Here is a 21,339-nt window from a genome sequence, read left to right on the forward strand (position 1 = left end):
CCCCTTACTCACCATCGGCACAAAAGCCGCAAACATAATGACCAGACCCTACATCCGTTTTTTCATGGTTTGGAAATGTATTTCCGCATTCAGGACATTCAAAATCACCTGATTGGTTATTGTTATTTTCTGGCATCGTTTTTCCCTTCTTAAAAGTATTCTTTAACCAATGCGGTTAATCGCTTGGCTGTAGGTGTCTTGATTTTGCTACTCTTACCTAACTCTCTATGAACTAAGGCTTGCGGGTGCATGTGATGCTGACTGATCACGATCTTTGTCAAATCGTCTTTTGCAGAAATCCAAACTGAGCAGCTTTCGACATAAACCGAAACATTCAAACCAAGTTCTAAGCTATCAATACACTCTTTTGCATCGTTCCAAATTACTAAGAGTTCATCTAGCGTTAGAAGAGCGCCTACTCTGTTCACTGGCTTATTAAATTTGGTATGAGTTCGCACCACGGCCTTATTCCCCCTGTTTATCTAACTTCTCTGCCATTGCATATAATTTAGCTGCCACTTTCTTGTTTTCTTGTTCCATGATTTCAGCTTCTTCCTCGGTCAAACCGATTTCTTCATTATCAGCACCACCACTAAAGTAATCATTAATCATGCTTGCAGCAGTGGTGAGGCTCATAATACGCATGCGCCTTCTTGTGTCGCCTAGAGCCATATTATCCCTTTTGTTCGTTGTCTTTGTTTGGTAGGCCATTCACAGCGTCTAAGTCACGCTGTTCACCCGCCTTTGCTATCCGTGATAACTGGCGTTCGGACTTACCCCAACGTTTTGCGATTTCTTCAAACTTCCAACCTTTAGCGTTTGCTATAAGCTGAAACTCTGTAATATTTCTACCTGTCATATATGTCTAGTATATTCCAATTTAATTACCTGTCAAATATGTCTAGTTCACTAATCGCCAGTATTTCGACTCTCAGGAGCTAACAACGACTCAAAACGTTCTAAGTTTTTGATATTACACTCTTGATTGAATTTTTCTTCAAACCCTAACACTGTAATAAGCTCTCGTTTAGAAGTGGATAGTAAGTAAATAGCGTCCGTGTGCTCATTGAACATTTTTAGAAGAAACTCAATAGCATCAACTCGGTTTCGAGTGGATCTACCTTTCCATGCTGGCTCATGATGGAATAAACGATTCCTGAACTTATTTAATGCTCCCATTTTCTGAAATAATGTATTGAGTTTAACTCTCTTCTCTCTAGCGTTCGGGAAACACTTATCCAACTGTGTTTGCCATAGGTTATGATCTCTGTTGCGAGGGTTGTTGTAGTCTCGGTGTAACATGTGAACCCAAAATCCAAACGGTAATCGAGAAACAAGATCGTTACTGGTATATCGAACGCCTACATCCTTTAAACACTGCTGTTCTGCAAAATCGACTTGTTTTCGAGACTCTTGACTTAGAGGAATTCGCTTATACCATTCATCATCTTCAAAGCATTCTGTTGCTGATTTATGGATTGAATTTCTCAACGTCACTTCAAGTAGCTGAACTACTGAGAAAAACTGAGACATTATACTTTGCATCGCCATATAAACGGCTATCAACTCACTATCAGATTTACAGTCGAGAACCTGACGATAGGTCTCTAGTTTTTCTGTAGAAAGTCCTTGCTTGATCTCTTCCAAATCCAAATTATTTGCCCTCTGTATCAAGGTTGTGTATTATTAGAAACAACTGAGGTTAATCCTCTTGTTGTGATAGCCCTGTCCTCTTCCGCTGGAAACAGTATTGACAACAGGTAGCGAGTTTAAGAGCCACCCTTTCGAGGGTGGCTCACTTGTTTGTAGCTAATAAAAGCACACTACATACACCCGTCATATATGACTAGCATATTTTAAAAAGCCATATCTGCAATTGCTAGCATACTCACAGTATCTGTCTCTATAAGTCTTAACGTGGTTTCAAGGCTCTTATTTCCAAGCATCAAATGGATAGTCGGAACGTCTACTCCATGACGTTTAAGCCTTACAGCAAACGTGCGTCTACCGCTTAGAATACTAGGCTGATCAATACCAGAATCAGCCAACAATCGTTTGATGTGATTATTTAAAGCATTACAGTGGTAAGTCGTATTACCTTTCTCTGTGGTTCTATGCTTGATTTTAAAATGGTCGCCATTCCTACGCTTAAAGAATGGTTCATCAGCATCAAAAGCATTGTATTGATCGGGGTGATCACCATCTTTTAGCCGTTGCTCAATGTAGTTCTTGATAAGATTCTGTAGCTTAATGTTGGACAGATAAAAATCTCGATTCACATCGCCTTTAATGGCAAAGCATTTTGTTAGGTGTCCGTTCTTCTTAACAATGTCTCGAACTTGGATGCGACATACCTCTAGTGTTGTCATTCCACTACCCAAGAAAAATCCCATTAGACACGCATTAAGCTCTGGCTCTGGTGTCTGTGTAATGACTTTAAAGATCCAAGTTTTGTCTTTGTCCTCGATGAGCGTTGGTAGTGCCATGTGTGCATTTTCCTGTTTTACATGAATAAGCACACACGCTAACAGTGACAAGTTTAGAAATCAGTGATCTAAGGATTGGAATTACTGGCTTTGGGGGAAAACCAGCGCACCAAGGCGGTGCGCTAGAGAGGAAGGGCGTTAGAGTTCAAAGGTCACTTGTGATAACCCCAATTTCTTTGCTTCTTTAAGTAGTGCGTCAGAGCGTTTATACAGCTTGGGTTTGTCGCTCAGGTAAGTCGAAACTACCCATTGAGTCTGATCATCTGATACATGCAACAAGTGACCTTGTAGTAAATCCCCATTAAAAGGTTTAGCTACTGCCGTTAACGATTTAGCTTTGTCTTGCGTAAGTTCAGTTAAGCTCGATACATTGATCAGTTCGATTGCATTGCTCATGGTTACAGCTCCTTTTTGTTGATCAGGTCGTGACGATGAAGAACTTCTTCAATGAGTTCAATTTGGCGAGTGCTCTCTTTGTGATAAGCGTTTACTTGTCTTTGATAATCAACTTCGGAACTCTTATGTAAATCTAACTTACGAGCAACAGCGTAGAGCATAAACATCACGAGAAAGGAGACCGCAAAGAAAGAAAGGAAGTCATTTTTTGCAGCTACCACCTCATTAACAGGGGCATCTATCATCGCTTGCAATGTTGGCGCATCTAACACCATCAATAACAAACCTAAAAGAGCCACAAAGCAAAGACAAAACCCGCTCACAAACTGAGGGATTAACCCTACAAGACCTTTTACTGCATTTGAAAGGTCAGACAAGATGAATTGATTTTTGCGATCTTCTAAATCAGCTTTTTGTTCTGATGCCAGCTCATCGAGAATTTGCGTTCCTTTTTTTGTCAGCATATAACTCTCCAAAATAGTAATTGTGTGAAAATGCATTTTTGCATAAGTGCAAATATACACAAAGCCAATTTTTAAGCAAGATATTTAAGCTTATGAGAAAAAGAGGGGAAAACGAAATTGGTAATATTTATGGGCAGCAAACGCGACAAAGCCCAACCTTGTAAGTGTCGGGCTTTGCGTTTGTATGCGTAGATAGAGCGACTGTTCACATCTAATTAACTAAAGCAATTCTTTGAGCAAGTCTGTTAATCGATCTTCAACTTCTTTCACTTTTGATTCAGGAACCCCTTTAGCGTACAGCCCACCAATTTTAAGTACTAACTCACTCTTCGAAGTCGTACCCTTCCGTTCAATAGTAGCGTTCTTGGCAATTTTCCTTGGCGCACTACTGCGTTTTTTCACCTTATCAAACATTTCGAATTTAACTTCACCAAGTAACTTGATGATTAAGGTCTGACGTTCCTCCAATGGCAGCTTAGAAAGGTCATAATGCAATAACCCTGAATTATCATTAAGATGCAATAATGATTGCCCCGTGAAGTCCATATCAATAGGGTCAATTGCCTCGGATACCACCCCGTCGTCACCGCTAATTAGGCGCTTACATTTATGAACAAAAAGATCTAGCGACTCTTTGGCATTGGCTTTAGTTACGATAGCAACTACTTCCTTATACTGACCACCAGTGAGTTTTCGGCTATTCGGAATCAGATCCATTACTTCATTAGGTAGTTCTACGGCCTTAATACACCTTTGGATGGTCGATTTTGAGTCATTAAAGTATTGACCAATTTTCTCGTTACTTGATAGGTCTATCGGCTCTTCACTAGCTTCATTTCGGGCGAGAACACTCTTGATATGCTTACCTCTTTCCCAATATGACAACTCTTTACGTAAACGAGAAATATCAGCTATCTGAGTAGCTTCTTCTTTCGTAATGATTTCACGGGCAATGTAAGTAACAAAAGTCAGATCTTCTAAAATACAGCCATCACGACGGCGCGTACCATCAAAAACCTGTGCTTTTGTACTTCCTTCGATAAATCCTGAAATGGCAGGAAAGGTGTTTTGACGGTTCAAAACCATCGTTGGAAGAATGTCACCAAGTTCTTCTTTGGTTTGGTGATCCTGATCTCGACCGTTAAATTCAAAAGGCTCAGTTTCAGCCGTAATTTGCTCTTTACCTTCAAAGCGAACTAGGTCACATACGATTTCTCGGCCATTAACAATGAAAAAGTGAGGTTTCAATTCAACATCTAATTTAATACCAAGTTGCTGACCAATGACTTTCAGTGCATGTTCATGGGACTTTTCATCGAAGCTCTTTTTAGATAACGATTTGAGAATATTTTGAATAGATGCATTTTGATCTTTTACAAAACCGGCTACAGCAAGCTCGTCAGACACTTGCTTAGAATTATCGTCACTTGCACCAGTAATCAAATCATCTAATGATAACGAATTGTCTGTAATACCATTACCCATTGAAAGCCTCGTCAATTAAGTTGTAGTCTTGGAATGGCAACAAAGTTGCACTCTGATAGATAGTTTTCAAGTTATCACGAACGGTTTTAACGGAACGTGAAGAAGAGGCAAACAATTGTACCGGAACGTTATTAGCGTTGGCCTCTTCGTACAATTTCTTAGATTCAAGCATCATTGTACCTAGCGAACCGTGGCTACCGTTAATGGCTTCGCCTCGCTGTTCAGCATCTTTATTAGATTTTGAATGCTTCGTTACTACCGTTCGTACCGATTTCATACCTGTCGCATCTTCTGGTTGTAACTTTTCCAGAATCATTTGCGCCACTTCCAAATATTCAACAAACGCGTTTACGTCTTGTTGTAGACCCGTTACCGGAATGATGTGGTGGTCAGCGGCATAGAAAAGTGAATACAGAGTTGTGTCTACTGCCGGGTTAGCGTCAATGATGATCAAATCGAAGTCGTCATAAAGAGGACGAAGAATAACGTCACTGTAAAGTGCAAAAGCTTCATTACCCCTCTTACTTTGAGCCAATGACAAATCAACATTGAGAAACTTTTCAAGCTCATTTGATGGCATAAGCTTCAAGTTTTCAATGTAGGTATCCATTATCATGTTTGACGAATACATGTAGTTACGTAGCTTCGCTTGATGTTCTGGTTTTAGAATTTCAGATCGTTCTTGGTCTTTACTAGCATTGATTAGCTGTTGTGGACCAGATTTAGATTCGAGGTTTGGTGCAAATAGATGGCGGTGTGAACCTTGAGGGTCACCATCAATTACAAGTGTACGTGGTCGATTCAATATATCATGGCCACCCTCCACTCCGAGTCCAGCTGCAAGAGCTGTTTTTCCAATCCCGCCTTTAGCATCGTGCACTAGAAGAATTACTGGTTTAGTTTTCTTGCCATCGGCTTCCAACGCTAATCGTTTTTCTCTAATTGAAGGAACACCAAGAGCTTCTGAAATCTCAGTTGCCTGTTCGAAATTCAGATCTTTTGCATTATTGCCTTTCTTGGGAAAGGTAAAATTCTGTTCATTTTCAATCTTTTCAATCACGCGCTTAACGATTGAGGCCGTCACGCCCGGATGCGTTGTAAATGAAGTGTTGTTGTATGAACGCTTATCCATTAAATCAAGGTTATTCAAAATAACGGTTGTTGCTTTCAATGGCGCAACACTCCTATGGATTAGTCCATATTCATTTATAGAAGATTTTACTTGTTCGTTCATGCCGTACCCCTAATCAGTAACTTAGATATAGTGTATAGGCAGAATCCAATTAAGCAACACCTTTTTGCACGTACAGGTTGCAATTTGCTATCACAGCTATCAAATTGTTATTACGCAAAACAAATTGCTGATTGTTTACGTCAGTTACTCCCCATAAAAAGAATTTTAAACTTTACAATATTTTGATTTGATGCTTGCTCATTTATTAGGCAGTATACAGAAGTACTCGCAGTACAAAAAAGCCGGGATCGTGGTCGAAGACGATACCGGCTTTTTAATTATTGTTGTTGTGACTCTTTAGTGTGTTAGTCAAGGTTATTTAAACACCATCAAAGATATTGTTGTCGGGTCGAAATCTAACTGTTCCGGCAATAGATCCAATGCCGAAGCTATGCTTTCGAGCGTAGCCCTTCTATGTGTATTCCTTCTGCAATATTGTGAAACTGCAGGTTGACTCACATTCAACCTAATAGCTAGTTCATCCTGAGTTACTTCTAAAAAGATTAACCATGCTTTTATTGAAGACTCAGTTTCTCGCGCTAGCTCTCTTACTTGAATTGGAATGTCTACCATATAACAATAGGGAAGATCTCTCCCCCCCTACCCCTCTCTCTAGTGTAAAACACTAACATTGACGTTATACATGCCATTGAAGATTCTGAGCCCATCATGAAGGTCAGCTATCGTCAGATCTCCGTTCTTGGGTTCATAGTCAATTTTTACAGTCAGTGCTTTCAGGTCACCATTCATGACCAATTCGCCGTTAGTATTTATGACACTACATCGACCCGAATTGTGTACTAATTTAGTTTCTGATGACGATGAGCCACATACCGCCTCAAGAGCTATTGAAGCTTGTTCGTCCAAATTTACTTTCGCTGATAGTTCCATAGTTTTGTTCTCGCAGTTGAGCGGTATTTAGTCGAAGTAACCGCTATTGTTGGGGTTTATAATTTGGGTAGTTCGGAGCAAGGTGATTTGTTCAAGATTGAGATAGCATCTACAATCGAAATTCTAAAACGGTCACTGTATGCCTTGAACATCAAAGTAAGAATTTGCGTAATACCAGTAGGTTGAACCACACCAGAATAGTGCTTATTACCCTCGGACAGATTGAACATTAAGCTACCATCGTCATTCTTTATAAGATTTAGCGATTTATTGTTCATCTTGCCGTGGTACTTAAATGTGAGAGTCTTTTCATGGATTCGATTCGTAACAAAATCGATTAACTGTTTCAGTTCAGTGTTTGGGTTAATTTGGAAGTGGATTTTCTCACCCCAATCACCTTGCCTTACGCCGCCAACTTTTTTGATTTTTGTTTGCTCAAAATCGATTGTTGGTATCCCATCTTTGTTTGACGTTAATTCCACTTGTAAAGCTGCGTTCGTTATAAACTTCAATTGCACAGAAGCACGGTCGGCTTTAGACATCTGATGGTTGTTAGAGCTCTGAGTGGGCAAGTCCTGAGGTTCATAAGAATAAGGTTGATTATGTAGTGCCTGGCTATGGTTTAAAGGCACACTCACGCGGTCGCGGTTTTGATGATTTGAATTTGTTGCTGACATAAAAAAACCTCTGTTCTTGTCTTAGACTTAATTAGAACAGAGGTTATTTGACGCGCAAGTTTACAGTCGTTATCCCGGTCGATTTGGAAGTTTAGCGTTCAAACCACCAGCATTACCGCCACTGCCAGCGTCATTTGAACCTTTGCTATTGTTTCCCATTTTACCTCGGGCATAACGGCTCAAGTCTTTACCAGTGTTGAACATGCCTTGTGTAGTTGCTTGTGCGCCAGATTGACCAACAACAGCTGCACCCGCGACCATGTTCATAAATGCGCTACCAGAAATGTTACCAATGATCTGAACTAGCATCACCCATACCGTAGGGATAAGGTATATAAACGTCGCCGCCGTTGATGAAACCAAGTATATGTTGACTCCATTCTGTTCCATGATGTTGTCAATATGAACATCGATAGACTCCGAATAGTCAGCCATTGAAAGAAGCAATGTTTCCAGTTGAAGTGACAGAGCTAACCAAAATGGCACCAACGAAATAGCAAAATAAAGCAAAATCCAGTTATACAAAAACTTGTAGCTAAAACCAGAGATCACTAACAGTGATGGCAATGAACCAAGCAAAACTAGCTTCAAAATTACGATCATTGCAGGGAGCATCATCGCAACAGCTAAACCTTTCGCTGACTCTTCTATGTTTGCAAATACGGAACCAATACTCACAACAACATTAGAAAAGCTTTGCATTACATTTAGATCTTTCTCTCTAAACTGTTCCATTTGCTTTTGAAGTTGTTCACCATTCATTGTTGGAGTCGCAGCGCCAAATGAAGCAAACGAGCTTTGTTGCACTTGTGCATCTTTCCACATCAATTGTTTAGAAGCGTCGCCATTCACTGCATTATCAAAAATGATATTCACCAAATCATGCTTCACTTCTGCAGCGTTTGACTTAGGGTTAAACATTTTCGTATAAGCGAGTACTTGGCCTTCAATTTTTTTATAGTTGGGCTCTGCCACCATATCCGCTTCAATTTTGTCGTATAAATCTTTAGCTAATATGGAACATCTTTGATTAGTACCTCTTTTCGATGAATCAAACCAAATTTCGGGTACATCCATGGTTAAGATCCCACTAACGCTTGATGCCCCTAAAATATGCGAATTGTCATACACATTTCGCATGAGCTTCGAACCCCAATTAGACGGGTAAAATGACCAACCTCGCTTATCACCAGTATCATCTTTGAATACTTTTTGCTCAGACATATCACGACGTACATTATTTTTGGCAACGGAATAGCACATATCGTTAAAATTTTTGGTCGATAAAAACACGCTCTCTGACTTAGGAATAGAGTTACCTACAATTTTTCCGACTTCTGCTTTTGAAGAGCCCTTTGAACATGACATTTGCGATATAGCGGCTCCGTTAACTCCCGCAAAAACGTTATGTATCACACCGACACCAAGAGGTACTGAATCGCTGTTTATGCCTAATGCTCGAAGTGCACTTTCTGAGGCCGCATTAATATCTTTCATCGCATTACTTGAGATTGAAGGGTTATCAAGACAAGAATATTGCCTATATTGAACTTCAATAGGCTGTCCAATCGGTGTAAGAAACAAAATGATAATGGCCATATAACCGTAAAAACCTTTTTCGATGTACTTAACAACAAGAACCCCTGCCGAGCCCTCATCTGCGCCCTGCGTCCGTGCCTTCGCCCAACTAGCAATGAAGAGTATAAGGAACGGAACAAAGACCAAACCAAGCTCATTAAATACGTCCCAACTGGTTAGGTTTATTGTCGTCCCTAGCGGTAGTAAAAATAAACCACTCGCGTCGCTCGTTACTATATTCATTAGTCCATTCCTTAGAACTGTCTCTTATCGCCGCCCTGACCAGATCTAGGGGCTGATACTTGGTTGGATGCATTCTTACCCGCTTTAGCAGCCGCAATCGCCGCCCCCGCAAAGATTCCCGATAGGAAAGGTGCTAGTTTCATTCCTGCCATGGTACAACCCACTGTCCAAGCTAATAAAACAATGAAAGGTGTGTAGTAACCGACATAGTGCAGGGTCAAAAATGAGTTTTTTAGAATTTCGGCACCGCCGTAAAAGGAATCAGATAAGAGCCAAATAATATTCGTTGCCATATAGGAAACATTCAGCCAAAAGTGACACATTGCTATATAGAACAATATGAATCCTATATTAAAGACCACTTCCCACTTGTACCCGGAAACTACGATAATGATCGGTGATGCTATGAAAACCACCCCCGCGATCACTGTTAAGTAGAGGGGCAACGAGCCATACAAATTCACACGTTCTGCAGCTTTAAACGGATTCTCCATTGCAAGTCCAATAGAGGCCACCATATCTGTACCAAGACTCGTAGGGTCTTCTGTCGCGCCTGTAACTCGCTCCCAAAAGTATTCGAACGATTTCGTGAGAAAGTTCTTATTCTCTTCTTCTGCCATTGCTGGCGTAGCTTGGTAAATGGTTCTTTTCCCTGTATAGCTATCAACAAAAGCTTGCTGTATGAACTTGTTCAACACCTCACTTTCTTGGGTGTAATGCTGTAACCCATTCCTATCTTTCGGCAATATGCTTGATGCTTGATATTCAAGCTCCAATCTCTCAGGCATTATGCTTCTAAGCTTTACTTCGATAAGTTGTTTAATGTCTGTAGCCGCTTCTTCACACGGAATATTCAATTTATTTGTTGAATACTTATTCAAATAATGAGAAGAACCTAGTGTTGAGAAATTGGCCGGGTAATAACTACCATCGATTGCAGGTACATATTCACTCTCTTTAATCTCCATGAACAAAGTAGAAGGGATTGGGCGCGCCCCGGTATGTAGACTCGAATATGCTTTTCTAGAGTTATATCCGAAGAATGTATTTGCCTCTTCATCATACGGATAAGTTATGGTGGAGTTGCCTTTAACGGTAACCTCCGCAATTCGCTCCAAAGCCGGTTGGTAGCACTGATTTGCGAAGTCTTTTATGTTTGCGATCAGCGGTTCATCGTTGAGAGGGATAAAATCTTTATTAAATTCCGACTCAATTACTGACTGTGATTTATTACATTCAAGCTGACTAGAATGTGCTTCGGCGCTACCGACGGAAATATTATTGAACAAACCAAGAAGTAGCGGCATTTCTACATCAGAAATTGACTGTAAGGTTTTAGTATCATTTAACCTGGCGCGAGACTTATAAAGGTCACCCATTGCAGTGTTAGTTTGAGCATACCCACAGACGTAAGTGATATTTGAAACTGTCTGTGTTCCACTCCAAGGGATTGTGCACAGAATCATTACAACCGCAGCAGACCAAAACCTAGTTTCAATGTTCATGATCATTAGTGGGCCGGGGCTTCCTTCATCAGCCCCTTGTGACCTAGCTTCGAAAAAGATCATTATATATAACGCTAGGAATGGTAAAAAAACGATTCCTAGCTCATTGAAAATGTCGAAAAGTACACCACCTAAATTGATGCTATAGGGAATGATAATCTCACCGAAATCATCTTGAACGGCAATCATAGACCTAGTCCCGACTTACCTAGCGGAGAGTCACCTTTAGATACTCTTTCGGAAACTCTAAGTAGGGCTCTTACATACATTCTTGGAGTGTAGTTATTAGCAATACTGAACTCACGCAGTTCACGACGGCGTGACTCCACTTGATCTAACATTCGGTCAAATTCTTTAGTCAAACCTGCCTTATCAATATCGTCTGTGCTCTTGGCTCCTTTAATTGAAAATTCAAGCATTTTTAAAACATTGATAGTTTCGAAATAGGCTATATCAAAGGCCCAACCCGATATGTACTGTGCGTGAATTTGCGGGTCATTATCCAAAACAGCCAAGTTTCTAAAGTAATTCGCATCAGCCTCTATTGAGTTTGTAACACTCACCCTTTTGAACTCGGCCACCGTGATCGTGTTGATGTGCTTTCTAGTTAAGTCTCTGATTCGATTTTCATATTCGCTTTGAACGTCCATCATATAATCGGTAACGTTCTTAGAGGCAACCTTAATAGTGGAACACCCTTTACAGATACTAACGTATGAGTTTCCAACTAAGCGCGCCCCCGCATAGTTCAAGCTTGTTACATCGACAATAATCTGTGATGTGCTTTTATCTTTGTCTTGAAGTAAATTGGGATTACGGGCTCTTGAGTCTCTACATTGGTCTTTCGTATAGCCGCGATAAATACACCAACCAATTGAAAAAGTATCCTTCACTATGTCTAGTGCAGGTTGCCCATCGCCACCCTTAGTTTGACCAAAAATCGTGAATCCTTTTTGGGAAGCTAAATCTGCACCTTTTTTAAATACATCATCAACACTGATATTATTCCAATCTTTATCAATGGCTTTTTGGGCATTCTGTTCAATTATTTGGTTTAGAGCCGTGCTACGTTGCATTTCAATCACTGTATCGTCAGCAACGTTTTCAATAATGGAGTTTGCCATTGCTTCACAAGAGCCAATACTACTTAGTAGGTCCGTTATCGAAAGATCAATACCTTCAGTTATAAGTTGATACAACGCAGGGTTAGATTTTGAAACATATAAGGAAGACAGGTAAATCAGTCCTTCTTTACTAGCCAACTGCTTCAAAATGGCATCGAAATTATCGTAGATTTTTTGAATTGTCCCGTCAGTAAACGCATTGCTCATGGCAAATGAAACCGAACCATTACAGGTCGTTGGAGCAACAACTTTAGCACTCATAAGTGACAAGTTTGGAAGAGGTGGAATATAAGAAGCATTTTGACTGATCTTTGAGGCGCCAAAAAACAAGTTTAGTTGAGCTTTATCATTTGCTGATGTGACAACAGCATTAGCATTTGAAGCCGCAAAAACCGCCGCGCTTACTAATAATGCTTTGTACAAATTCTTCATCATTTGGGTCCAGTGTGTCCTTTCCTTATATCACTGGTACGCGCCATTTACATATCCCCGCTTTCAACTTACGCCAAAAATGCGGATTTCGAAATTGAGATAATCAGCAACTTCGATCTTCTTTGCTTGAGTCGATATAGTCTCGCATTCATTTTTAAGGTGATTTTTTTGTGCCACCGTTTCAGTGTGGCCTCGCTATCAACTTATACAGCGCCATAGCTCTTTGAAATTGGCATTTCTATGATGCTTTCGATTAGTAAACCATTCTCTATAAAGAACTCCCTCTTCGACACCTATACATCCTTGATTTCCCGCTAGCCATGCTCGGTGCATTTCGCTTTTGGCAATGGTTTTCCTAAATTTTCTTGATAGAAAAAGCTGTTCATACCCAATGAAATAGAATCGTTTGCAGATTAATGTGTATAGAGTAAACACAAATCCCCCTACTTTTAGTTGTTAAAAGTCATTCGTTTTTATCGTATCTTGCAAATATGAAGAGCCCAAGACGATTAATCGTCTTGGGCTCTTAGGGTGTGTTACTTATTACGACTTCTAAGTTTTCCGTAAATCACTTTTGCAGTGGTTTTCGATACATAGAACCTCTTATGAGTAAACATAATTTCCTTCTTAATCTCGGTAGAGATGAATACTGTTTTTATCACCTTTTAGAAATTCATACTCATCGGTCACCCAATTATGAATATCTGGTAGGCTATTTAACCCCAACTTATTTAATTCACTAGTGACATGGTTTCGAGCAATTCCTTGCCCCCAATATTCTAGAGTTAAGTCAGTCTTCGGGATAAGTATTGTAAGCTGTATCCAATCGCGTGAATGACGGGAACGAGCTGACACATGAGCTGCTATAGCATATGTGGGTTTAATCATTTCGATTCACCTTCTTATAAGCGAGTGGGCATTACAACGTGGAAAGTTGATGTATTATCACTGTTATCACCGTGAATCACGGCAGACCCATTTGAGCCATTTAAACGAATGACAATTGAATCGTCTTCTATAACATTGAGTGCGCTTAAAACGTACTCTAAGTTGAAGCCAATTTCACAATCATCACCTTCATACCCTTGCACCTCGATTACTTCTTCGTAACTACCAATCTGCGATGTCGAATACAAATCGCAACCACTTGGCTTGAAGTTAAATCTTCCCCCTTTGAATTTAGGGTTGGCTAAAGTTATCGCTGAACGGATGCTCTCAGTAAAGTTAGCTCTGTCCAAATTAACTATGCCAGTGTGGGTACAAGGAACAACACGTTTCCAATCAGGAAAACGACCATCAATAATCTTCATTCTTATACTTGTACCATCATCAAGCGTTATGCTCATGAATGACGAAGTTAAATGAAGAACAACTTGTTTATCCGAAGTATCTTTCAAAATATTGTCTAAATAAGAGACACATTCATTGGACACTATTACGCTTCTTTCTTTCTCATATTCATGAGCTAGAAATTCACATTCACCTTTAGCCATTCTATGGCCATCAGTTGCAATAGCGTGGAGTAAGTTGTTTGCTAGGTTGTCAGTTTGAAAGCAAATACCGTTCAAGTAATAACGGACATCGCCTTTCGCGCTAGACGCTCGAACTTGGCCAATTAGACTCAAGAAATCTGCAGTCTGGACACAAATTTCGTCTTGAGCTGTAGAGTCATCTTCAATCACTGGCTTACTTAGCTCGGTAACACTAAGCTGAGTTTTTATTCGACCTGCATTTATCTTGAGTTCATCACCTTTCAGAACGATATTAACTTGGTCAAACCGCGTAGCAACCTTACCAATTACGGCTTTAAACGCGCTGTAATCAACCTGAAAAGAGAAGTCCTTACCATCACCATCAACAGCAAGTGCTTTACTCTTTTTAGCCGCGTGTAACCCGATACGCTCTAATGTCAAAGTGTTGTTTTGAACCGTTACAAATACCTTATCAATGTATTTATCAGAATCAGCTTTTGATCGCTCTGATAAAGCCGCGAAGTTGGTTAATTTGTTTAGTTCAGAAGTGCTTACATTAATTTCCATTATAATTTTCCTTAAATTGACCCTTTCGGGTTCATCTGTTTAGTAACCCGCATCTTCACAATTGAAGTGTCACATGAGCGGTAGTGACTTTTTGCTGTTATAGCAAAAACAGAAAAACACTCACTGAATGCTCTTTTGTTTTTGCAAACAAGCCCTCACGATGGAGGGCTAAGTTTGAATTAATTAATTGCAGTAATAATCATCGTCGTCACCTACGTCGCCCAATAAATCAAGAACACTCGCTGGTTCAGCGGAGGGCTCAGAAATTGGAGATTCGCTTATGCTTTCGTAAGCGTCGGTTTCCTGAACCTTACTTTCGATTGCATTAGTGATAGGTGATGAGTTTGAACCCTGTAATTCAGACTCAGACTCAGAATCTAAATAATCATCGAATACAACAGTTGAATCATTAACTGGCACTGAAACAACACCTTCTAATTCATCAGCCGTTTGAAGCAATTTAAGGGCAGTTAAAACCTTACTAGTTTCATCTAGATAGGACTCTCCCTTTACTACTGTAGCGGGTAACTCAGCGATTGTTTTTTTAATCAAAACAGACGCGTCGTTAAGAACACTCGTTAAGAACATGAATCTCATGCAGTACTCTTCCATTTCTTGTAGCTTGCTTCTTGTAAATCGAGTTATCACAGGACGAGTATTCGCCTTTTTTGCGGCTTTCAAGATAGATTGTTCATACTCTCTTGCTATGCGGCCTAAGCCTTGCACGGCACCAGTAGCAATCCCTCCCATAATGTCTTCTTGTGCTGAAATATTCATCGATATTTGTTCAATGATATGATCTTTGTCGAAGGCATTTTTTCGAACAATTTCACCAAAACCGGGACGAAGTGCCTCGGCAGCATCAGCAAACTTATCAAGCTCTTGCTGATAGTTTTGGACTAATGCATCTTTGATAATATTTCGTTCGTCTTGTTTAGCTTTAAGCTGTACATGAACTTCATTGTAGATGTCCAATGGCACAGCCCAAGTACCAAAAGAGCCAAAGCGTACACCCATCTTATCCATGTAGGTGTATACCTGTTCTTTGTTTTTACGTAGTTGTAAAGGGTACTCTTTTCCTAAAACAGCCTTACGGCCTAGTGTAGCTAGCTCACGTTCAACATCTTTGCTCAATCCAAGGTCTTTGTAGGACAAAGAACGCTTGAAGTCAGAACCATTAATATCGATGTTGATCAAAGCCATACCTTGAGCTTTAAGCGCGTCAGCAACAGCTAGAACGTCATTAGGGTTTTTCTTCTCTGTATTACTCATGAAATTTACCTTCTAATAGACCCTTTCGGGTTCAATGTGCCCTCTAACTATATGTTAGAGGGCTATCTTGTTTACTTACCGCCAAGCGAATCATCAAAAATCTGTTCTACCAATTGCTTTTCATCTTCGGAAATACCGTTAATAAAAGTTAATCGTAAAGCAGTTTTGAAAATATCCTCATTTAGCTTAGGTGCTGCATTTACGTAGAAACTCATAAGCTCCAACGTTTTCATACACCATTGCTTCAATGCACGCGTTGACATAACTGAATCCAGTGACACACCGTTAGCACTCATAGTCTTACGACTATTAATATGCGCCTTACGAATGCGTTCACATACAAGTAGCATTTGATCGATCAAACATGGCAGTGGTGCACCATTTTTATCGTCAGTTCCACATATCAGTTTTGTTAGTTGCTCAATCTTCTCTTTCTTCTGTGCTTCATCTGCTAGGGCTCTAACCTCCGGGTTAGAGTCGATGTAGGGTTTAGCAACATTCACTAAAATTCGCTTTTCAGCATCTTTTGGCAAATATGTTTTTTCGAAGAAGAAAAATCGTTCGTTCACAGAAGCATCACCACCACCACTAGATACAAACATACTTGAACCTGTTCCGGTGTTGTTGCTGTTTCCACAAACGCATACGCGCCAGTTCTTATGTGCGATAACTTTTTGACCAGTAACTTCAATTGTGAATCGTTTATTCTCTAGTACATCGTTCAACATTTTTTGTTGTCGAACTGGTAGTAGATCATATTCATCAATTTGAAGTGTCCAGCCGTTACGCATCGTTTGAACTAGAAGTCCCTCATGAAACTTCATACCGCCTTTTTCTGTTGGCAGCATTTGACCACCTAAATCAATTACCTCTGAGTCTTCACCCAAGATAATTTCGACTTTTGGTAAGCCTAGACGAGCATGTAACTGATCAAAGAAGCTTGTTTTACCTGTTCCGTGCAGACCATAAAAAAACGGCGGAAAGCCGGTACCTTTAAGGAAGTAATCTAAGCAGATCGCAACCTCTAACACATCAAATTGATGCATCAGGTCTAGCGTTGGAACGTGTGGGTGTGCGAATGCTTCATCCGTACCCGGAATAAGATACACACGCACTGGTACTTTGCGGTTAAGCGCCGGAATAGACTTAGCTTCCGACTCTGCAAAGCCAAAAAGCTTCCAGATTTGAGCATAACGAATTACATACTCAAGAGTCATACCATCGACTTCTTCAATATGGCGATTGCCTTGTGTAATTGGCGTTACTTTAGCAGCAGTTTGATTAGACATAATCATATTTCCTTGTTTATAGACCCTTTCGGGTTTTGGTTGCCAGAGCTGGCGAGGTAGGTTAATTGAGCCGAATCCTTACAATTAAGGGGTCACGTAATCGGCAGTGACGTTTTGCTACATGAGCAAAATTTGGGAAATATGATGTGTTAGATTCAATATAGAGTAAAAATAAACCGCTTTCCAGAGATTTTGTCCAATAAAAAAGGCTATTTAGTTCTCAATAGCCTTTTATTTAGTAGCGAGTTTTCCGGCTGTCCCGGACAGTACTAAAGCTTATATTTCCTGCGGGTTCTATTCTTCCTTCAAACAACGCCGCCGCTTCGTCTTGCTCTTGTCGTTCAAGCAGCCTTTCTTTAATTGATTTATCGCACTTTTTCCACTTGATAGAAATTTCGGATAATAGGTCTAGATCTAGACCTTCGTTCCAACTTCCTTTTTCTTGTATCCAGTAGCAGTAGGATAAAAAATCTTCATTGCGCTTGTCTAAGCCCCAATGCATCCAACTGACTAAATAAACGTCTTGGGAAAAATCACCCCAAGCACATCCTAAAGCCAGTTCTCCCCAGTGTTCTAACTCAGGATAGTGGCATTTTATTTTGGCAAGGTCGTTTAGTACTGAATCTGACCATTCGCCTTTACTGGTTTCATAACCATTTTGAAGGAATGTACTTGCATCAAATTTAAAAGACATAACAGTTTCTCTTCAATCGTCGATGTATTTAGATTCTTGGCTGCAGTGCTGCAATTGTCGTTTCGTTTTCGACCTCTAGCCCTAACCCCCAACGCGCTTTTTGATCTACTTCATTACGTAAATATCCGCTTTCGTAAACATAATTTAGAGCATCAAATAGACGTTTGTTTTTTTCGGTCAGGACTTCAATATCACCTTTGGTTACTAGTTTGATTTTTATAATTTCATAGTCGGGTGAATCTTCATGTTTAGCTACACCAAGCACTTCAACTATAAATGATCCACACACATCAAGGTCAACGCCAACACATTCAAGTACAGCTGTTGCACCTTCATCTATTAAGTCATTTTCAAACACATCACAGACTTCAATTGAGTTTAACCAACGTTCTTCAACAAGTGTTATCGCTACACTTTTCTTTATACCAACAGTGAAATGAATAGTTACTGCAAAGTTCGGCTTTGCTACGTGCATAGATTTATCCTCAATACTTTTCATACCCTAACTTGACAATTTCTTACCCACTTCATTCACGTTCCAATGAATCACGTTCATTTATCAAATCACGTAAGTATGAACGTTCATTGTGAGTCGATGAACCCGCCTCAACCTTTTCAGATAGTTCCTGAATCTTTGAGTCAAGCATATCTAACGCGGCTTTAATGGCTACTTCAAACGTCATGTTTTTCCATAGCCTTCACGTACAACTGAATCAATACAGTGGCTCAATTCACTCCCTGCACTTTGCTCAATCAAGTGAGTGGCCAAGCTGATCCAACCCGGTCGGCTAAAATGGGTAATATTGAACCCTTCTGCAAGAAGAATCGGTGCATCATTATCTGACGGACTTTGTCGGCGTAGAACTTCGCTAAGTTCTAATAGTGCTTTAATGCGCTTATCGCACATATTTTGGATTTTAATTTCACCACTAATCAAACGGTTAGCAATACCATGAACCAGTTCACCAGCTTCTAAACTAAACTTACTTTCTTCATTAATTTTTGACATTTATGTACCCTGATATTCAGTTTTTGGAAAATTACGAACAAATGCGATGTATTGATGTTATGAACAAACGGTCATTTTCAACCTCAACGCCATACCATGCTATGAGCATGAAAACTAATAAGCCCATTAGGACCAATCAATATCCAAGTAGCGTCTTAGATCCTCATTCTTTACTTCATCAGATAATTTATAAAGCATCGCTTCAATCTCTACACACAGGCTCGTAATAAGTGAACCAAGAACTTCCGATTCCTGCTCATTCAACCCCGTTACTTTATGTGGGTCTACTTGTTTGAGGTCCACTATAATTCGCTCAAAACCCGCAGAATCTATTCGATTTCCCCACTCGATACCGTTATCTAAAACAATATCTTTTAGTACTGAACTGCGTAGTGAGTGATAAAGACCACTATCATAGTGACCAATATATGTATCTGACCTAGATGTTAACGTTCCTTCCATTCATCCATCCTTTAGCTTTTAAAACAATGTTCTCTGTAGCCACAACGCTCACATTTGTAACTGTTAATAATCTTCTTGGGCATTTTATTGAAGTGTTTTACTAACTTCGCTTGCTTGTGTAGTTCTTTTATATCCCTATACAAAGCTGCAGAACTTTTGGCAATTACTTGCTTTTGTTCAGTTGCAGTAACCACAAGAGCTTTCGTCACGTTGTACTTACTACGAACAGCTATGATCGTCGCTTTTACTTGGACAATATCAGAGTCCTTTACTGCGCCGTTTCGCGACTTGTACTCAACAGTAGTGTATTTAAACAAAGAGGTTCGAAATACGAAATCAGGCTTCGCACTAAGCTTGTATTTGTGGTTAACGAAGACTTTTGAAGTCGGAAGGTCGTCGGTATACACCAACGCCCCTCGAAACCCGAATTTAGTTTCCGGCAGCGACGATTCATAAGCTTTGTTCGCGACATACATCAATAATTTCAGTAACAATAAAACTACAAATAATGAACCGCTAATTGTGATCAGGGAATCTACACTCATTTAAACAACCTCAATATCCAAAGTAGGATTCTTCGTAGCAAACCTGATTTATTTTGCTGAACCTTAACCTCTTCACTTAGCTGTTCATGTGCGATCTCACCCCGAAGACGTTGGTGTTTGTTGATGTATGTAGTCGGAACGTTATTCTTATTAAAATAGAATGACCTTGCGCAATAATGTACAGATCCTAGCTCTGACGCGGAGACATAACGCTTTCGCTTATTCATGTATTCACCAGTAGCGATTAATATCGTCAATTAGCTCACTTTCGTCTTGCTCGTAGTTGACTACTGACGCATCAAAGACCCCAAGATATTTGTCACTATCCACCTCGACCCCGAACACTTGAAGGTCAATGTTCGATTCGTTTGAGCAACCCGTGTCAGTTGTAATTGTCCCATCGTCATTCCAAGAACAGTCGAATTGATTTGAGTTTGGATTGAATCGTTTTCTTTTAAACAACTTCCCATTTTCAATTACGACTTCTCTAATGCCATCACCATCAAAGTTATCTACCGTTATCACTGAATCAAAGAGCGCTTCGCTATTCCAGAGCTGTCGTGTAATAACATCTGCTTCTACTACTTGTTCTTGCCATTGCCCTTCTAGACTTAATTTCTCGGACTCAGAAGACAGCTGGCCACTAGCATTCGTAAAATACTTAATGCTGTGTACGCCGTCCTCATTTTCGATTTTTTGACCAAATTCAAACCATGAATACTTTGAGATCGAATTGTCTACGTGTGCAGCTGAACATTCAGAGTGCGCCACAAGTGACCCGTTGCGCATGTAACCAATAGTGTCTTCGTTTCCGTTGCTAACTAAAACAACATCGCGGAAGCCGGTTCCATCGGTTTCAATTTTACTATTTTCAACGTTTACGCATAAAGCTAACGACTTCTCGTTGTCAGAGTCGCACCCCGCAAGGGTTAACACAGTGAATACGATAGAAATGAGTTTGTTCATACAAATTCTTCCTCAATAAGAATGAAATAGGGAATTTCTAGACCACTACAGTTAGGGCCAGCTTTACTCACGCGTTTAGAACGAACACCGCGACCATCACGTATGATCTCGTACCATTGTTTATCTGTGTCTTTATACGCGAGTACTTTTGTTCCTTTCGGGTCAACATGCTTGCAAACCTCTTTTAAACAATCGCTAAGTTGTACGTAGTGGCCATCTTCTGATTCATCGATAAACACCATGCACTCACGGCCTTTCGCTACCACTTCGATCACCGAAGCATTCGTAATGCCATCACACACAGAAAATCGAAATGGTTTTACTTCAACTGATACACTAGACATGACGTTTAATTCTCGTGTTTTCCTAAAATTTCCTAGTTCCTAAATTAGTTTATGCCTAATTATCCGTTACTAGCCCATACCTTTATGCTAATCGACGTTTCTACTCCCGCCAGTTAATCTCAACATTAAGTTGGTTGCAGAATCTCTTAAACAATTCACATATTAATCAGTAAGGTTTGTAAGCCTATCTTTCAAACGCTATAT

27 protein-coding genes are annotated in these 21,339 nt (G+C 40.0%); all 27 read right to left on the reverse strand.

What is annotated here, in order from left to right:
- Window positions 1–4: 4 nt before the first annotated feature.
- The 27 genes from ED652_RS24085 to ED652_RS04575 all read right to left on the reverse strand — a co-directional run bounded on the left by ED652_RS24085 (window position 5) and on the right by ED652_RS04575 (window position 21,135).
- Complete coding sequence (locus ED652_RS24085) at window positions 5–136, reverse strand: hypothetical protein (protein WP_301951203.1); 132 nt, start codon at window positions 134–136, stop codon at window positions 5–7.
- Between the two features lie 13 nt (window positions 137–149).
- A complete protein-coding gene (locus tag ED652_RS04445) occupies window positions 150–458 on the reverse strand; it encodes a hypothetical protein (RefSeq protein WP_162929900.1) in 309 nt (102 codons plus the stop codon).
- A gap of 7 nt (window positions 459–465) precedes the next feature.
- Window positions 466–672 (reverse strand): hypothetical protein, encoded by a 207-nt coding sequence (locus ED652_RS04450; protein WP_122053616.1) that lies wholly within the window; start codon window positions 670–672, stop codon window positions 466–468.
- Window position 673: 1 nt separating this feature from the next.
- A complete protein-coding gene (locus ED652_RS04455; protein WP_017086662.1) occupies window positions 674–859 on the reverse strand; it encodes a hypothetical protein in 186 nt (61 codons plus the stop codon).
- Window positions 860–909: 50 nt separating this feature from the next.
- On the reverse strand, window positions 910–1,653 hold the full coding sequence (locus ED652_RS04460) for a hypothetical protein (RefSeq protein WP_017086663.1): 744 nt from the start codon (window positions 1,651–1,653) through the stop codon (window positions 910–912).
- Window positions 1,654–1,856: 203 nt separating this feature from the next.
- Window positions 1,857–2,486, reverse strand: a complete 630-nt coding sequence (locus ED652_RS04465) for a site-specific integrase (protein ID WP_017086664.1) — start codon at window positions 2,484–2,486, stop codon at window positions 1,857–1,859.
- A gap of 138 nt (window positions 2,487–2,624) precedes the next feature.
- Window positions 2,625–2,882 carry a hypothetical protein gene (locus tag ED652_RS04470; RefSeq protein WP_122053617.1) on the reverse strand — a complete coding sequence of 86 codons (258 nt, stop codon included), beginning with the start codon at window positions 2,880–2,882 and terminating at the stop codon, window positions 2,625–2,627.
- Window positions 2,883–2,884: 2 nt separating this feature from the next.
- Window positions 2,885–3,346 carry a hypothetical protein gene (locus tag ED652_RS04475; RefSeq protein ID WP_122053618.1) on the reverse strand — a complete coding sequence of 154 codons (462 nt, stop codon included), beginning with the start codon at window positions 3,344–3,346 and terminating at the stop codon, window positions 2,885–2,887.
- A 219-nt stretch (window positions 3,347–3,565) separates the two neighbouring features.
- A complete protein-coding gene (locus ED652_RS04480; RefSeq protein WP_122053619.1) occupies window positions 3,566–4,831 on the reverse strand; it encodes a hypothetical protein in 1,266 nt (421 codons plus the stop codon).
- Window positions 4,824–6,065, reverse strand: a complete 1,242-nt coding sequence (locus ED652_RS04485; protein WP_122053620.1) for a ParA family protein — start codon at window positions 6,063–6,065, stop codon at window positions 4,824–4,826. The genes ED652_RS04480 and ED652_RS04485 overlap by 8 nt, the downstream gene beginning before the upstream one ends.
- 612 nt (window positions 6,066–6,677) lie before the next feature.
- Window positions 6,678–6,956, reverse strand: a complete 279-nt coding sequence (locus ED652_RS04495; RefSeq protein WP_122053622.1) for a hypothetical protein — start codon at window positions 6,954–6,956, stop codon at window positions 6,678–6,680.
- Between the two features lie 56 nt (window positions 6,957–7,012).
- The gene (locus ED652_RS04500) at window positions 7,013–7,633 is read right to left on the reverse strand and encodes a hypothetical protein (RefSeq protein WP_122053623.1); all 621 of its coding nucleotides are present in this window, start codon (window positions 7,631–7,633) and stop codon (window positions 7,013–7,015) included.
- Between the two features lie 69 nt (window positions 7,634–7,702).
- Window positions 7,703–9,454: a conjugal transfer protein TraG N-terminal domain-containing protein gene (locus ED652_RS04505; protein WP_122053624.1), complete on the reverse strand. Its 1,752-nt coding sequence runs from the start codon at window positions 9,452–9,454 to the stop codon at window positions 7,703–7,705.
- An 11-nt stretch (window positions 9,455–9,465) separates the two neighbouring features.
- Complete coding sequence (locus tag ED652_RS04510; protein ID WP_122053625.1) at window positions 9,466–11,148, reverse strand: conjugal transfer protein TraG N-terminal domain-containing protein; 1,683 nt, start codon at window positions 11,146–11,148, stop codon at window positions 9,466–9,468.
- The gene (locus tag ED652_RS04515; RefSeq protein ID WP_122053626.1) at window positions 11,145–12,518 is read right to left on the reverse strand and encodes a hypothetical protein; all 1,374 of its coding nucleotides are present in this window, start codon (window positions 12,516–12,518) and stop codon (window positions 11,145–11,147) included. The genes ED652_RS04510 and ED652_RS04515 overlap by 4 nt, the downstream gene beginning before the upstream one ends.
- A 624-nt stretch (window positions 12,519–13,142) precedes the next feature.
- Window positions 13,143–13,403, reverse strand: coding sequence for a hypothetical protein (locus ED652_RS04520; RefSeq protein WP_122053627.1), 261 nt, complete (start codon window positions 13,401–13,403; stop codon window positions 13,143–13,145).
- A gap of 14 nt (window positions 13,404–13,417) precedes the next feature.
- Window positions 13,418–14,554, reverse strand: coding sequence for a DNA polymerase III subunit beta (gene dnaN / locus ED652_RS04525; protein ID WP_122053628.1), 1,137 nt, complete (start codon window positions 14,552–14,554; stop codon window positions 13,418–13,420).
- 183 nt (window positions 14,555–14,737) lie between these two features.
- Complete coding sequence (locus ED652_RS04530; RefSeq protein ID WP_122053629.1) at window positions 14,738–15,826, reverse strand: DUF3150 domain-containing protein; 1,089 nt, start codon at window positions 15,824–15,826, stop codon at window positions 14,738–14,740.
- 71 nt (window positions 15,827–15,897) lie between these two features.
- The gene (locus ED652_RS04535; protein ID WP_162929901.1) at window positions 15,898–17,115 is read right to left on the reverse strand and encodes an AAA family ATPase; all 1,218 of its coding nucleotides are present in this window, start codon (window positions 17,113–17,115) and stop codon (window positions 15,898–15,900) included.
- A gap of 235 nt (window positions 17,116–17,350) precedes the next feature.
- Window positions 17,351–17,809, reverse strand: coding sequence for a hypothetical protein (locus ED652_RS23865; protein WP_174214615.1), 459 nt, complete (start codon window positions 17,807–17,809; stop codon window positions 17,351–17,353).
- Between the two features lie 28 nt (window positions 17,810–17,837).
- A complete protein-coding gene (locus ED652_RS04545; RefSeq protein ID WP_162929902.1) occupies window positions 17,838–18,308 on the reverse strand; it encodes a hypothetical protein in 471 nt (156 codons plus the stop codon).
- Window positions 18,309–18,336: 28 nt separating this feature from the next.
- Entirely contained in the window at window positions 18,337–18,492 is a 156-nt protein-coding gene (locus ED652_RS23665; protein WP_162929903.1) for a hypothetical protein, read from the reverse strand.
- On the reverse strand, window positions 18,489–18,818 hold the full coding sequence (locus ED652_RS04550; RefSeq protein WP_122053632.1) for a hypothetical protein: 330 nt from the start codon (window positions 18,816–18,818) through the stop codon (window positions 18,489–18,491). The genes ED652_RS23665 and ED652_RS04550 overlap by 4 nt, the downstream gene beginning before the upstream one ends.
- Before the next feature lie 126 nt (window positions 18,819–18,944).
- Window positions 18,945–19,280, reverse strand: coding sequence for a hypothetical protein (locus ED652_RS04555; protein ID WP_122053633.1), 336 nt, complete (start codon window positions 19,278–19,280; stop codon window positions 18,945–18,947).
- Window positions 19,281–19,291: 11 nt separating this feature from the next.
- Entirely contained in the window at window positions 19,292–19,825 is a 534-nt protein-coding gene (locus ED652_RS04560; protein WP_122053634.1) for a Dna2/Cas4 domain-containing protein, read from the reverse strand.
- Between the two features lie 231 nt (window positions 19,826–20,056).
- Entirely contained in the window at window positions 20,057–20,791 is a 735-nt protein-coding gene (locus ED652_RS04570) for a hypothetical protein (protein WP_122053636.1), read from the reverse strand.
- Window positions 20,788–21,135, reverse strand: coding sequence for a hypothetical protein (locus ED652_RS04575; protein WP_122053637.1), 348 nt, complete (start codon window positions 21,133–21,135; stop codon window positions 20,788–20,790). The genes ED652_RS04570 and ED652_RS04575 overlap by 4 nt, the downstream gene beginning before the upstream one ends.
- Window positions 21,136–21,339: the final 204 nt, after the last annotated feature.

The organism is Vibrio sp. Evd11 (assembly GCF_900382755.1).
GTDB classification, from domain to species: Bacteria; Pseudomonadota; Gammaproteobacteria; order Enterobacterales; family Vibrionaceae; genus Vibrio; species Vibrio lentus.